Origin of the sequence: Buchnera aphidicola (Macrosiphoniella sanborni) (genome assembly GCF_005080885.1) — a bacterium.
GTDB classification, from domain to species: domain Bacteria; phylum Pseudomonadota; class Gammaproteobacteria; order Enterobacterales; family Enterobacteriaceae; genus Buchnera; species Buchnera aphidicola_AU.
Genome location: NZ_CP034864.1, coordinates 83,229 through 97,195 on the forward strand (window position 1 = coordinate 83,229; position 13,967 = coordinate 97,195).

12 protein-coding genes and 1 other RNA gene are annotated in these 13,967 nt (G+C 23.8%); 8 read left to right on the forward strand and 5 right to left on the reverse strand.

The genetic code is table 11. From position 1 onward, the window contains the following. Positions 1–10 precede the first annotated feature (10 nt). From fliP to fliR, 3 genes are all read left to right on the forward strand, one after another. On the forward strand, positions 11–1,165 hold the full coding sequence (gene fliP, locus D9V74_RS03010) for a flagellar type III secretion system pore protein FliP (RefSeq protein ID WP_158362243.1): 1,155 nt from the start codon (positions 11–13) through the stop codon (positions 1,163–1,165). 77 nt (positions 1,166–1,242) lie between these two features. Next, positions 1,243–1,512 (forward strand): flagellar biosynthesis protein FliQ, encoded by a 270-nt coding sequence (gene fliQ / locus D9V74_RS00395; RefSeq protein WP_158362245.1) that lies wholly within the window; start codon positions 1,243–1,245, stop codon positions 1,510–1,512. Next, complete coding sequence (gene fliR / locus D9V74_RS00400) at positions 1,512–2,288, forward strand: flagellar biosynthetic protein FliR (protein ID WP_158362247.1); 777 nt, start codon at positions 1,512–1,514, stop codon at positions 2,286–2,288. Before fliQ ends, fliR begins: the two co-directional genes overlap by 1 nt. 73 nt (positions 2,289–2,361) lie before the next feature. On the opposite strand, the gene rpmG is transcribed toward fliR, so the two are convergent. Both rpmG and rpmB read right to left on the reverse strand, forming a co-directional pair. Next, positions 2,362–2,529, reverse strand: a complete 168-nt coding sequence (gene rpmG, locus D9V74_RS00405) for a 50S ribosomal protein L33 (protein ID WP_158362249.1) — start codon at positions 2,527–2,529, stop codon at positions 2,362–2,364. Between the two features lie 8 nt (positions 2,530–2,537). After that, positions 2,538–2,765: a 50S ribosomal protein L28 gene (gene rpmB / locus D9V74_RS00410; protein ID WP_158362251.1), complete on the reverse strand. Its 228-nt coding sequence runs from the start codon at positions 2,763–2,765 to the stop codon at positions 2,538–2,540. 293 nt (positions 2,766–3,058) lie between these two features. Here rpmB and D9V74_RS00415 point away from each other — a divergent pair, with 293 nt between their 5' ends. Further along, on the forward strand, positions 3,059–5,983 hold the full coding sequence (locus tag D9V74_RS00415) for a translocation/assembly module TamB (RefSeq protein ID WP_158362253.1): 2,925 nt from the start codon (positions 3,059–3,061) through the stop codon (positions 5,981–5,983). Between the two features lie 20 nt (positions 5,984–6,003). Here the strand turns inward: D9V74_RS00415 and ppa are convergent, their stop codons facing one another. Further along, positions 6,004–6,540 carry an inorganic diphosphatase gene (gene ppa / locus D9V74_RS00420; RefSeq protein ID WP_158362255.1) on the reverse strand — a complete coding sequence of 179 codons (537 nt, stop codon included), beginning with the start codon at positions 6,538–6,540 and terminating at the stop codon, positions 6,004–6,006. Positions 6,541–6,726: 186 nt separating this feature from the next. Between ppa and pmbA the strand changes: the two genes are divergently transcribed. Then, complete coding sequence (gene pmbA, locus D9V74_RS00425; protein ID WP_158362257.1) at positions 6,727–8,067, forward strand: metalloprotease PmbA; 1,341 nt, start codon at positions 6,727–6,729, stop codon at positions 8,065–8,067. A gap of 91 nt (positions 8,068–8,158) precedes the next feature. On the opposite strand, the gene rnpB is transcribed toward pmbA, so the two are convergent. Both rnpB and rsmI read right to left on the reverse strand, forming a co-directional pair. Next, positions 8,159–8,555: RNase P RNA component class A (gene rnpB, locus D9V74_RS00430), an RNA gene on the reverse strand. A 20-nt stretch (positions 8,556–8,575) separates the two neighbouring features. Continuing rightward, the gene (gene rsmI, locus D9V74_RS00435) at positions 8,576–9,436 is read right to left on the reverse strand and encodes a 16S rRNA (cytidine(1402)-2'-O)-methyltransferase (RefSeq protein ID WP_158362259.1); all 861 of its coding nucleotides are present in this window, start codon (positions 9,434–9,436) and stop codon (positions 8,576–8,578) included. 134 nt (positions 9,437–9,570) lie between these two features. Between rsmI and D9V74_RS00440 the strand changes: the two genes are divergently transcribed. The 3 genes from D9V74_RS00440 to tkt all read left to right on the forward strand — a co-directional run bounded on the left by D9V74_RS00440 (position 9,571) and on the right by tkt (position 13,965). Then, entirely contained in the window at positions 9,571–10,791 is a 1,221-nt protein-coding gene (locus D9V74_RS00440) for a beta-ketoacyl synthase N-terminal-like domain-containing protein (protein ID WP_158362261.1), read from the forward strand. 184 nt (positions 10,792–10,975) lie between these two features. Beyond that, entirely contained in the window at positions 10,976–11,926 is a 951-nt protein-coding gene (gene tal / locus D9V74_RS00445; RefSeq protein WP_158362263.1) for a transaldolase, read from the forward strand. A 41-nt stretch (positions 11,927–11,967) separates the two neighbouring features. Continuing rightward, positions 11,968–13,965 carry a transketolase gene (gene tkt / locus D9V74_RS00450; RefSeq protein WP_158362266.1) on the forward strand — a complete coding sequence of 666 codons (1,998 nt, stop codon included), beginning with the start codon at positions 11,968–11,970 and terminating at the stop codon, positions 13,963–13,965. Positions 13,966–13,967: the final 2 nt, after the last annotated feature.

Sequence of the window (13,967 nt, forward strand, 5' to 3'; positions counted from 1 at the left end):
TTAAACATTTATGAAAAATAATTTATCTTTTGAATCATCATTAAATGTTTTTCAGGAAATATTTAATAATGAAAAATTTTTTCAAATATTTAGTTCTTTATCTGAAATAATATTATTAATATTAATTTTCAGTTGGTTGTTGAAGAAGATGTCTGCTTTTAAAATTAATAATATAATGTCTTGTATGAAAATTTTAGATAGATTATCTGTTGGACCTCATGAATCTATTATTTTAGTTGAAATTCAAGATATAAAATTAATTTTAGGTGTAACAACAAAACAGATTACTCATTTACATACATTTTCATCTATTTTAAAAAACCAGTCTATACAAGATGTACCAATAAAAAAAATGGATAATATTCTATTAAAAAAAAAGACTTTTAATGATTTTATAAAAAATTTTTCTAAAAAATTCTGGAAAAAAACAATGTTTTATCGAATTATTTCAATTTTATTTTTATTTTTATTATGTCCTACTGTACAAGCGGAAATACCTGGTATTACAAGTCATGCTTTAGAAGATGGAGGGCAAACTTGGTCTGTTCCTGTGCAAACATTAGTTTTTTTAACGTCTTTAACTTTTCTTCCAGCATTTCTTATAATGATGACAAGTTTTACGCGAATTATTATTGTTTTTAGTTTATTACGAAATGCATTAGGGACTCCATATATTCCATCGAATCAAATATTGCTTGGTCTAGCACTTTTTTTGACTTTTTTTATTATGTCCCCTACATTTGATAAAATTTATAAGGAAGCTTATATACCATTTAGTGAAGAAAAATTAAATATGGAAGATGCTATTGTAAAAGGGGCGGGGCCATTGAAAAATTTTATGTTGAATCAAACACGAACAACAGATTTAGAATTATTTTCAAAATTAGCACATATTTCTTCTTATAAAGATAAATATGATATACCCCTAAGAATTTTATTACCATCATTTATTACTAGTGAATTAAAAACAGCTTTTCAAATTGGTTTTACTATTTTTATACCTTTTTTAATTATTGATTTAGTAGTTGCCAGTGTATTAATGGCTTTAGGTATGATGATGGTACCACCTTCAACTATTTCTTTACCTTTTAAATTAATGTTATTTGTATTAGTTGATGGATGGCAATTATTAATTACTTCATTAGCGCAAAGCTTTAATACATAAAAATTTTTATTTTTTTGTTATATGTAATTTGTATGTAATTTAGTTTGTTGAGGTAGAGATATGAGAGGTATGAATTTATGACATCTGAATATGTAATGGAATTATTTCATAATGCGATGAAAGTATCTTTGATTATTGCATCGCCATTATTATTAGCAGCTTTAATTAGTGGTTTAATTATTAGTATATTGCAAGCTGCTACACAAGTTAATGAACAAACTTTATCTTTTATTCCAAAGATTATTGCTATTTTAGGTACAATAGTAATACTAGGACCTTGGATGTTAGGTGTTATGCTAGATTATATGCATAATTTATTTAATAATATACCATTAACTATAAAATAATGTTAACATTTAATACTTTAGAATTTATAACATTAATTAGTCACATTTTTTGGCCTATGGTACGTATTTTATCTTTTTTTTCTGTTACTCCTATTTTTCATAATAAATCTTTTAATAAAAAAAATAAAATTCTTCTTTCTGGCATTATTAGTTGGTTAGTATATCCTTTTTTACCTGAAGTACATGTAATACTATTTTCATTTTTTGGTTTATTATTATTTTTACAACAAATATTAATTGGTATTATTTTAGGTTTTGTTGTGCAATTTTTATTTGTTGCAATTAATTTATCAGGTGAAGTAATAAGTTTACAAATGGGTTTATCATTTGCAGCTATTTTTAATAGTAATATGCATATTGGTAATTCTATAATATCACGTTTATTAAATATTTTAACTTTATTGTTTTTTCTTATTCTCAATGCTCATTTACATTTTCTTGCTATATTAATTAATAGTTTTTATACTTTTCCTATTGATAGTTATTTATTAAATACCGAAATTTTTCTTGTTTTACTAAAATTTTCCAGTTATTTTTTTTTAAGTGGTATGATTTTTGTTTTACCGGTGTTAATCATTTTATTAATGATAAGTTTTATTATGAGTTTTTTAAATCGTTTTTCTCCTCAAATATCTATTTTTTCAATTGGTTTTCCATTAAATTTATTAGTCGGAATATTAATGTTGTATTTTTTAATTCCTAATATATTACCATTTTTTGAAAATCTGCTTCATGATTTAATTTTATTTATAACTGATACGTTATTAATGATGTGATCTTTTAAAAAAGTATAATTTTTTTTTAGGAAAATTATACTTTAATTTTTAATATTAATACAATTATTTTGTTTTATTTAATTTTTCCTTCATTATATAATACATGTTTTTGAATAATAGGATCATATTTTTTAAACATTAATTTATCTGGTGTATTTCTTTTGTTTTTAGTTGTGGTATAATAATGACCAGTTCCAGCGGATGAAATCATTTTTATTTTTTCACGAGTTTTTTTAGACATAAATTACCTTATTTTTTCAGATTGATTTTTTTTATTATTGTTTCAATACCATTTTTATCAATACAACGCATACCGTTAGTTGAAACACGTAATTTAATAAATTTTTTTTTATCAGCAATCCAAAATCGATGATATTGAATATTTATTAAAAATTTTCTTTTAGTAGCATTCATAGCATGAGATCGATTATTTCCAATCATTCTTTTTTTTCCAGTAACTTGACAAATACGTGACATAATTTACTCTCTTTTTTTTTAATTTTAATTTAATTAAAAGATAATTTATTGAAATATAATTTATTGATCATTTTTACATTCTAAAAAAGAAAGAGATAAGTTTAACATATTATAAAAAACTATAATAGTTGTTTAATTTTCAGTATATTTATAAAATTGTTTTGTAAAAGATAATATTGTAAATAAATTTTAATATGAATTTTTATATTTTATTAATTATTATTGATTAGTATTGTATTTTGTATTGAAAATATTTTATATTTTTAAACTTATATTAAATCAGGATAATTTTTATGAAAATATATCAGAGATTTTTATCCAAATCTTTGATTTTTTTTTCTATATTATTTATTGTTTTTTTATTATTTATAGAAAGTAATATTGGTTTTAAATGGATTTTCAAATTTACTAATCGTTTTTTTGTGGAATTAAAGGTAGAAAAAATATCAGGAAATTGGCGTGATTTTTTATTAGAAAATATAAAATATGATGTTTTAGGCATTTCAATTAGAGCCGATAGTGTACACGTAAAATTAGATGCTACATCTTTATTTAAAAAATCAACAATTTTTAAAGAAATTCAAACAAAAAATTTAATTATTTTATTAAAAAAAAATATTTCTACTCATATTTCTCACAATCACACATTAGTTAATATCTTAAAAAATAAATTTTTTATTAAGTATCCCATAATTTTTAAAAAAATTGATATAGATCAGTGTTTTGTGCAATCATCAAAAATAAATATATTTTTTCAAAAAATTTTTACTGGTATAAAATTAGTTAAAAATAATATGATTATATCACCTACTTATATCAATAATGTCAATATTGTACTGTCTGATTTTAAATCGTCTCAAATAATAGTTAACAAAAAAAATATAAAAAAAACATCAGATTTAATTCAAGAGTTTATTAATACTAAAAAAGTATATAATATTTTACATATTCTTTCTAGTCCATTAAAAGTATTTATCCCGTTTAATTTGAATGTAAAATATGTAAATTGTAAAAAAGTAAAATTAATGAATTATAAAGATTTTAATTTATTTCAGATAGAATTAAAAGCACAAATAAAAGATAATATTTTCAAAATTAATAGAATTAACATTAATTCTTCTTTCTTTAAAATGAAATCTTTTGGAAAAATTATTTTTCATCATAATTCATCTATCTCATCTGTAATAAATAATAAAATCATCATACCTGAATTACATAACAAAATTATAAACATTTCTTTTAAGTCTCTTTTAAATAAAAAATTTATATTTATATTAAAATCTAAAGAATTATATAAGTTAAAAATTAATGGATCTATGTTATTAAATAATTTAGATTATCCATTTTATATTCAATTACATAGTAATTATTTATTTTCTCCTATTAGGCAAAAATATATATTCAATTATTATAGTTTTCATGGTTTTATAAAAGGAAAAATAAACAACTATCTTATATCTTTAAAAAATATTTTCCATATAACAGGATTACCTCTAATTTTTTTTCATATTCAAGGAAAAGGTGATTTAAAAAATATATTTTTTGAAAAAATAAAATTGTTTCCTCTAAAGAGAGATACAAAATTTTATAATGACAAAAAATTTATACAAGATCATATGCGATATAATAAATATATATTAAAATTGATAGGAAAAATGAATATATTTAGTAATTATAATAATAATATAAAAAATTTATCTATTCCTAATTTAAATTTATCAGCTAGTTTTATGAAAAAAAAAATATCTATATTAGGTTCTTTATACTATCAAAGTAATAATATATTAAATATCCCTCGAATAAATATGTTTATAGGAAGTAATAAGTTATCTTTACAAGGTTGTATAGGAAAAGAATACGATATTAATTCATCTCTTGATGCATATAATTTAGATTATGTTATTCCAAATTTAAAAGGAATAGTTAAAGCTCACGTAAATTTTCATAGTCATGATATGTTTCCTGTTTTATCAGGTAATATTCTCGCTAGAAATGTGTATAATAATAATACATATGTAAAAAATATTAAGATGTCTGCAAAAATGAATATACATAGTATTTTTTCAGGAAAAATTTTATTAGATGCAAAAAAAATTCGAGTTCATAATTTTTATATTGAGAATTTGAAAATAAAAACCTATTTAGATAATTATAAGCAAAAATTTTATTTTTTATTAAAGAAAAAAAATTTTTCTATAAGTTTAATAGTTAATGGAATATTTAATCAAGAAAAAGGGATGTGGTATGGTTTATTTGAAAATATTAATATTAAAACGTTATTAAGTACATTCGGAACTAAAAAATCTATTTTTATTAATTATCATAGTCACAAATACCATTTTAATCATTTTTATACAAAAAATATACAAAAAAAAGAAGTTGTATCACTGTCTTTTTTATACAATAAAATATCATCTGTTTTAAATTTTTTTAAGACATCTTTAGTAAAATTTAATAGTGAATTATTTATCAAGGCAAAAGTGCAAGGTTCATTAGAAAAAAATATTACTAATGGAGAAATATTTTTAAAATTTTATAATATAAAATTAGAAAAAAATCAAAATAAAAAAATTTTCGTCGAAAAAATAGATTATTTAAAAGTCTCTGTTCATTTAATGAAGAATAATATAAATACTCAATGGATAGTAAGAAAATCTAAAAATTCTAAAACAAATAATAAGATTTATGGATATTTGAATATTATTGATTTTTATAATAAAAAAAATATGAAAGGCAAATGTGTTGTTATTAATTTTCCTTTTTCTATGTTGAATTTTTTTTCTACTACTTTTAATGAAAGTAATGGTGTATTGACAAGTACGGTAAAAATTTTTGGTACTTTAGATCAGCCTAAAATTTTAGCTAATGTTAATTTTCAAGATATTTTTATTAGAAGCAATAATCTATTAAAATATATAACTTTATTTTTTCCTTATTTTCCGAAAGCAATAAATAGCATAAAAATTAATCAAGAAATTGTAATGAAGGAAGGTAATGTGTTATTCAAATTATATTCATGTGTAAATAATTATAATACCACTGAGTGGTATCTTATTTTTAATAGCAAAAAAATATCAGTATTAATTTTCCCGAAAATTAAGGTAAAATTTTTTTCTCAATTAAATTTACATTATTCTTTTTTGAAATATGATTTAATAGGATTTATAAAATCACCCTTTTTTTTATTTAAAATTAATGAAAAAAATTTTGTTTTCTAACAAGAATTTTGATGTAATATTTAAATTGATTTATTTTTAGCACGATTATATGAATTATGAATTTCTAGTTTAGCCTCTTGACAATTTCCCCAACCAATAATTTTTACCCATTTTTCTGTTTCTAATTTTTTATAATGTTGAAAAAAATGACTGATTTGTTTTTTTAATAGTTCTGATATATCTGATATATCATTTATATTTTTGTATTCTTGACAAATTTTACTTTTTGGAACAGCTATAATTTTAGCATCATTTCCTGATTCGTCATGCATTTTTAATATACCAATAGGTTTACAATGAATGACAGAATTAGATTGTATTGGATAATATGAAGGTACTAAAACATCGGTAGGATCACCATCTAAGGATAAAGTTTGATTGATATATCCATAGTTACAAGGATAGAACATAGGAGTAGATATAAAACGATCTACAAAAAGCATACCTGATTTTTTATCCATTTCATATTTTATAGGAGATGAATTTGATGAGATTTCTATAATTACATATATATCATGAGGTATATTCTCACCTGCTTTAATTATTTTAAAACTCATGTTTATTTTTCCTTAAAAACAATTTTTTATTAATTCAATCAAAAAAATAAATAAAGATATAATAGTAAATTTTAACATTGAAAAATAATTATATCTATACTTTATAAAAAGTAATTAATTTTAATTTAAAGTATTTTTTAATATAATATTTTTATACAAAAATATTATTTATAAGGATTTCTGTATATGCAAATAATTCAAGAGATAGAAAGTGAAGAATTATCTTTATTAAACATAGTAAAAACGACGTTACAATTATCTGAAAAACAAAATATTTCTATTGAAGTATATATAAAAAAAACTATAGGAATTAGTGTAAATACAAGAAATAGTATTGTTGAAAATGTCGAATTTAATAGTGATGGTACATTATTTATTACAGTATATAATAAATTTTCTAAAGGATGTGTTTCATCAAAAGATTTTAGTATTAATGGTATTAAAAATATGTTAGAAGCAGCTATTAATATTTCAAAATATTCTTCTTCTGATTTTTTTTCTGGATTACCAGATATAAATAATTTATGTTTTAATGCAATAGATCTTGATTTGTTTCATCCATGGTCATTTAATGTAGAACATGCAATTAAATTGTCTATATTATCAGAACAAGCCGGTTTTAAATTTGATAAAAGAATTGTTAATAGTGAAGGTAGTTTTTTTAATGGTCATATTACTATAAATGTATTTGGAAATAGTTTAGGTATGTTGGAAAAATATAAATCTACTCGTTATTCAAGTTATAATTGTATGATTGCAAAAGATCAACATTCTATGCAAAGAGATTTTGATTATTCTATTTCAAGAAAAATAGATAATTTATTAAAACCAGAAATATTAGGGGAAAATAGTGCTAAATATGCTATATCTAGATTAGGTTCTAGAAAGATACGTACTATGAAATCTCCAATTATTTTTTCATCATCAATATCTTATATGTTCTTTTCACATCTGATTTATGCTATTCACGGTGATCATGTTTATCAAAAATCTACTTTTTTAATCAATGATTTAAAAAAGAAAATTTTTCCTGATTGGTTAAATATATTAGAAAATCCTCATTTAAAACAAGGTTTAGGAAGTAAACCATTTGATAGTGAAGGTGTTTCTACACAAATTCAATATATTATTCATAATGGAATATTAGAAACTTGGTTATTAAATAGTTATAATTCCCGTAAACTTAATTTAAAAAGCACAGGAAATTGTGGTGGTGCTTATAATTGGATAGTTTCACACAGTAATATATCTTTTGAAAAACTTTTAAAAGATATGAATCAAGGAATATTAGTTACAGAATTAATGGGACAAGGTGTAGATATTATCAGTGGAAATTATTCACGAGGAGCAGTAGGCTTTTGGGTTGAACAAGGGAAAATTTCTTATCCTGTTAATGAAATTACTATATCTGGAAATCTAAGGAGTATGTGGTATAATATTATAGGTATTAGTAATGATGTTGATATGCGTAATAATATTCAATGTGGTTCAGTTTTTTTACCTGAGATACAAGTTTCTGGAAATTAGATAATATTATCTATTGTTTATAAAATTAAAGGTAATAAATTTATTACCTTTAAAAATTATCTAAAAATATTTTTAAATATAATTTGAAATATAATGAAGTTGACCTATAAGCCGGGTTCTGTCTTAACAGTCATTCATCTAGATTAGTAATTACTTACTAATTCAAGCAGCCTACCCAGGTTAAAATAGTACGAGCAATACATGTAAATATATATAATAATATACTTAAACCTATATTTGGCTTTGCTCCAGGTGGAGTTTACCTAGCCATAATTGTTACCAATTATGCGGTGTGCTCTTACCACACCTTTTCACCCTGGCCATATTTGTTTTATTATAAAACTAATAGGTGGTTTTTTTTCTGTTGCACTAGTCATAAGCTTGCGCTTTCCAGGTGTTATCTGGCACCTTGCTCTATGGAGCCCGGACTTTCCTCTTTTTAGTTTTTTTAAAAAAATTAACTAAACAGCGACTGTTTGGTCAACTTCAAAAATTAATAATATAATATTTAATTAATTTTGTCACTTTTATTTTTTATAAGATATTGATATAAATTATTCTTATTAACTTTATGTATTTGAGAGGTAATTAATACAGATGTTTTGAAAGAACAAAATTTTTTTAAAATTAAAAAAGTATGTAATATTTTTTGGTCTATATTTTTATTTTTTATTTGCTTAAAACCATCTATAATAATTACTATTTCTCCTTTATAACGATATTTCTCTTCTTTTAACCATTGAAGTAATGAAGTAGCTTTATCTCCATAAATAGACTCCCATTTTTTTGTGATTTCTCTAGCAATTACTATATGTCTATTTTCATCTATTTGTTCTATGATATCTTGTATACTTTCAAGTATTCTATATTTTGATTCATAAAAAATCATAGTTCGTGTTTCTTCTCTGAGAGAATATAACAAATCACATCTATTTTTTTTTTTAGATGGTAAAAACCCTTCGTAGCAAAAACGATTTTTCATTAGACCAGAAGCGCTTAAAGCTGTAATAGCCGCACAAGGTCCAGGAAGAGGAATGACTTGAATATTAAAAAAATGGCACTTTTTAATCAAGAGATTACCCGGATCATTTATTACTGGAGTACCAGCATTAGATACTAAAGCGATGGTTTGACCTTCTTTTAACTTGTCAATTAAATGATCACTTTGTTTTTTTTCATTATCTTTATTCATTAATATTAAAGAGTTTTTAATATTAAAATGTTGTAATAAAATATTAGTATGATAAATATTTTCAGCAACAATTATATTTACATTTTTTAATATTATTAATGCTCTAGAAGTAATATCTGATAAATTACCAATAGGAGTTGGAACAATGTAAAGAATACCAATATAAGATTCATTCATTTTTTTTCCATAAAATATTGTTATATGTGTAATAATAAAATTTTTCTTAAATATTTTTATCAAAATATAATATATTTTTTTTTTAATATAGTGCAATGATATATGTGATTTTTTATAGGTATAAGGATTAAAATATGAAACGAGTAGTTATTACGGGTATGGGTATTATTTCTAGTATTGGTAATAATAAAGAAGAAGTATTGAATTCATTATATCATGGTCTTTCCGGAATAGTTTATTCAGAAGAAATGAAGAAAATAAATATGCGCAGTAATATTTGGGGTAATATTAAGTTAAATGATATTTGTATGCTTACAAAAAAAATAGATCGATTTATGAATAATGCTGCTAGATATTCATTTTTAACCATGCTTGAAGCCATTAAAGATGCAAATATAAGTGATCAACGTTATCAAAAAAATCCTCGTGTTGGAATTATTACAGGATCAGGATGCAGTTGTTTAAGTTATTTTCTCTGTGATAATAAAAGTAATATTAAGAATGAATATATTTCTAAAATTACTAGTCCTTATTTTACTATTCAAACTATGCCTTCTGTAATATCTGCTTGTTTATCGGTCTTATTTAAAATTTATGGAGTTAATTATTCTATAAGTTCAGCTTGTGCTACTTCTGCACATTGTATTGGAAATGCATTTGAATTAATTCAATTTGGTAAACAAGATCTTATTTTTGCAGGCGGTGCAGAAGAAGTAAGTTTAGAATTAGCTCGTCACTTTGATACTATGCGAGTTTTATCTACTCATTTTAATAAATTTCCACAAAAAGCTTCACGTGTTTATGATATAAACCGTGATGGTTTTGTTATTTCAGGTGGGGCTGGAATTGTAGTTATGGAAGAATTGACTTATGCTTTATCTCGTGGAGCACATATTTATGCAGAAATTATTGGATATGCAGCAACATCAGATGGTTCAAATATGGTTGTTCCTTCGGGAGATGGGGCTTTTCGTTGCATGAACTTAGCAAGAAATAAGAAAAAAATATCTGTTGATTATATTAATGTACATGGAACTTCTACTAAAATCGGGGATATAATAGAATTAAAGGCTATCAAAAAAATATTTTTCAATGAAAAAAAACCAATGATATCAGCAACAAAATCAATGACAGGACACGCTTTAGGAGCTTCGGGAGTACATGAAATAATTTATACACTATTAATGATGCAAAATAATTTTATAGCTCCGACTATTAACATTGAAAGATTAGATCCTAATGCAGAAAATATGAATATTATTCAGAAAACTAAAAATATAAAAATTACTACGGCTATGTCTAATAGTTTTGGTTTTGGTGGAACAAACACTTCATTAATAATAAAAAAATATTAATGTTATATATTATATTTTATAAAGTGCAGAATATGAAATCTTTTGATAGATGTTTATTTTTTTAACAAAAAATCATTTTAATATTAAAAAATATTAAAATGATTTTTTGTTGTTAAAATATATAATTTAATTATAAACATAAAAGCTATATTTATTTATTTTATATTAAAGAAGAGAAATTGATATGAATCAATTAAATGTATTAAAAAAATTTTCTACTATTGTCGCAGATACTAGTGATATCGAATCTATTTGCAAATATAAACCAGAAGATGCAACGACTAATCCATCTTTAATACTGCAAGCAGTCAAGTCAGATAAAAATCAAATATTTATTGAAAAAGCTATACAATATGCAAAAAAAAAAGGAGGTTCATATAAAGATCAAATAATTAATGCAAGTGATAAAATATTAGTTGATTTAGGGATAGCTATTTTAAAAAAAATACCAGGTTATATTTCTAGTGAAGTTGATGCTCGTTTTTCTTTTAATACAGAAAAATGTATTTTAAAAGCACATAAATTAATTAATTTATATGAAGAATCAGGTATTTCTAGAAATAGAGTATTAATTAAGCTCGCTTCAACTTGGGAATGTATTAAAGCTGCAGAAATATTAATGCAAGATAATATTTTATGTAATTTAACTCTTTTATTTTCATTTGCACAAGCTCGAGCCTGTGCGGAATCTAATGTTTTTTTGATATCACCTTTTGTTGGAAGAATTTATGATTGGTATATTTCTCAAAATTTGCTATCTAAATCTTTTACAGGAAAAGATCCCGGTGTTTTATCAGTTTGTAAAATATATGAATATTACAAAAAATACAATTATAAAACTATTATTATGGCTGCAAGTTTTCGTAACATTCAACAAATATTATACTTATCTGGTTGTGATAAATTAACTATTTCTCCTATTTTATTACAAGAATTAGAATCTTATCCCGGTATCATAGATAAGCAACTTACACTTCCTGATCTTGTATTATCACCTCCTGTTTCTCTTTCTGAGGATGAGTTTAGATGGGAACATAACCAAGATGCTATGGCTGTGCATAAATTATCCGAAGGTATACGTAATTTTAGCAAAGACCAAATAGATTTAGAAAGAATACTTTCTAAAAGAATATAATTTTTTTAAAAATAATTTATTAATTATATAATAGGAAACCTATGTGTTTACGAAAAGAATTAGCTAATGCGATTCGTATTTTAAGTATAGATGCTGTTCAAAATGCTAAATCAGGTCATCCCGGTATGCCCATGGGAATGGCGGATATTGCTGAAGTATTATGGAGAGATTTTTTAAAACATAGTCCTAGAAATCCTAATTGGTACAATCGTGATCGCTTTGTATTATCTAATGGACATGGTTCTATGTTGTTATATAGTTTATTACATCTTACAGGATATGATTTATCAATAGATGAATTAAAAAATTTTCGACAACTTAATTCAAAAACTCCTGGACATCCTGAAATAGGTGAAACTCCTGGAGTTGAAACAACTACTGGTCCATTGGGACAAGGATTAGCTAATGCTGTTGGTATGGCGATTGCTGAAAGAACTTTAGGTGCCTATTTTAACAGGCCAGGATATAATATTATTGATCATTATACTTGGGTATTTGTAGGTGATGGTTGTTTAATGGAAGGAATTTCTCATGAAGTATGTTCTTTAGCTGGTACTTTAAATCTCGGTAAATTAGTTGTTTTTTATGATAAAAATAATATTTCAATAGATGGAAAAGTCTCTAATTGGTTTACAGATGATACAGCAAAACGTTTCGAATCTTATAATTGGCATGTTATAGATAATATAAATGGTCATGATTCAAATATGATTCATAAAAGTATAAAAATAGCACAATCAGTAACAAATAAACCTTCACTTATTATTTGCAATACTATTATTGGATTTGGTTCTCCTAATAAATCAGGAACTTCAGAATCACATGGAGCTCCTCTTGGAGAAAAAGAAATCTCTTTAACTCGAAAAAAATTAAATTGGAATTATACTTCTTTCCAGATTCCTGACAACGTTTATAAACAATGGAATTGTGTAGAAAAAGGATTACAGTTTGAAAAAGAGTGGAATGAATTATTTTCTTTATATCAATTTCAATACCCTGATCTATCTGTTGAATATTTAAGACGGGTCAATACACAATTGCCTTTGAATTGGGATCAAGAAACTGAAAATTATATCAGTTTTTTACAAAATAATACACAGAATATTGCTAGTCGACAAGCATCTCAAAACACATTAGAAAAATATGCAAAAATTTTACCTGAATTAATAGGTGGTTCAGCAGATTTATCACCTAGCAATTTAACTATTTGGTCTGGTTGCAAATCTATAAAAGATAACTTATCTGGAAATTATATACATTATGGAGTCCGTGAGTTTGGAATGACAGCAATTGCTAATGGTATATCTCATCATGGAGGATTTATCCCTTATACTGCTACATTTTTAATGTTTGTAGAATATGCTCGAAATGCAGTTCGTATGGCTGCTTTAATGAATACAAAACATATTTTTGTATATACTCATGATTCTATTGGATTAGGTGAAGATGGTCCTACACATCAACCTGTTGAGCAAATAGCTAGTTTACGCATGACTCCTAATATAGATGTATGGAGACCTAGTGATCAAGTTGAAACAGCAGTAGCTTGGAAACAAGCAATCGAAAGAAAATCAGGACCAACTGCATTAATTTTATCTCGTCAAAATTTACCTCAATTTTTTAGGAATACGAAACAATTAAGTCATATTTCATATGGAGCTTATGTATTATATGACTCTCAAAAACCACTTGATATAATTTTTATATCTACTGGTTCAGAACTTTATATTACTTTGATGTCTGCAAAAAAACTTACATCTTTAGGATATTCTACGCGTGTAGTGTCCATGCCTTCTACTAATGTTTTTGATAGACAAAATTCTTCTTATAAAGAATACATATTACCTTCTTATGTTACTAAAAGAGTTGCAATTGAAGCAAGTATAGAAGATTTTTGGTATAAATATACAGGTATTAATGGTTTAATTATTGGGATGAAAACATTTGGAGCATCAGCTCCAGCAGAAGATTTATTTAAAAAATTTGGTTTTACTATAGATCATATAGTTAAACAAGCAATAGTTTTATTGAAATCATAATT

Excerpts from the sequence above, each read along its gene's own strand:
- rsmI (WP_158362259.1), bottom strand. The coding sequence starts at position 9,436 with ATGAATGAATCTTATATTGGTATTCTTTACATTGTTCCAACTCCTATT.
- ppa (WP_158362255.1), bottom strand. The coding sequence starts at position 6,540 with ATGAGTTTTAAAATAATTAAAGCAGGTGAGAATATACCTCATGATATA.
- tkt (WP_158362266.1), top strand. The coding sequence starts at position 11,968 with ATGTGTTTACGAAAAGAATTAGCTAATGCGATTCGTATTTTAAGTATA.
- fliR (WP_158362247.1), top strand. The coding sequence starts at position 1,512 with ATGTTAACATTTAATACTTTAGAATTTATAACATTAATTAGTCACATT.
- rpmG (WP_158362249.1), bottom strand. The coding sequence starts at position 2,529 with ATGTCTAAAAAAACTCGTGAAAAAATAAAAATGATTTCATCCGCTGGA.
- tal (WP_158362263.1), top strand. The coding sequence starts at position 10,976 with ATGAATCAATTAAATGTATTAAAAAAATTTTCTACTATTGTCGCAGAT.
- rpmB (WP_158362251.1), bottom strand. The coding sequence starts at position 2,765 with ATGTCACGTATTTGTCAAGTTACTGGAAAAAAAAGAATGATTGGAAAT.
- D9V74_RS00440 (WP_158362261.1), top strand. The coding sequence starts at position 9,571 with ATGAAACGAGTAGTTATTACGGGTATGGGTATTATTTCTAGTATTGGT.
- fliP (WP_158362243.1), top strand. The coding sequence starts at position 11 with ATGAAAAATAATTTATCTTTTGAATCATCATTAAATGTTTTTCAGGAA.
- pmbA (WP_158362257.1), top strand. The coding sequence starts at position 6,727 with ATGCAAATAATTCAAGAGATAGAAAGTGAAGAATTATCTTTATTAAAC.
- fliQ (WP_158362245.1), top strand. The coding sequence starts at position 1,243 with ATGACATCTGAATATGTAATGGAATTATTTCATAATGCGATGAAAGTA.
- D9V74_RS00415 (WP_158362253.1), top strand. The coding sequence starts at position 3,059 with ATGAAAATATATCAGAGATTTTTATCCAAATCTTTGATTTTTTTTTCT.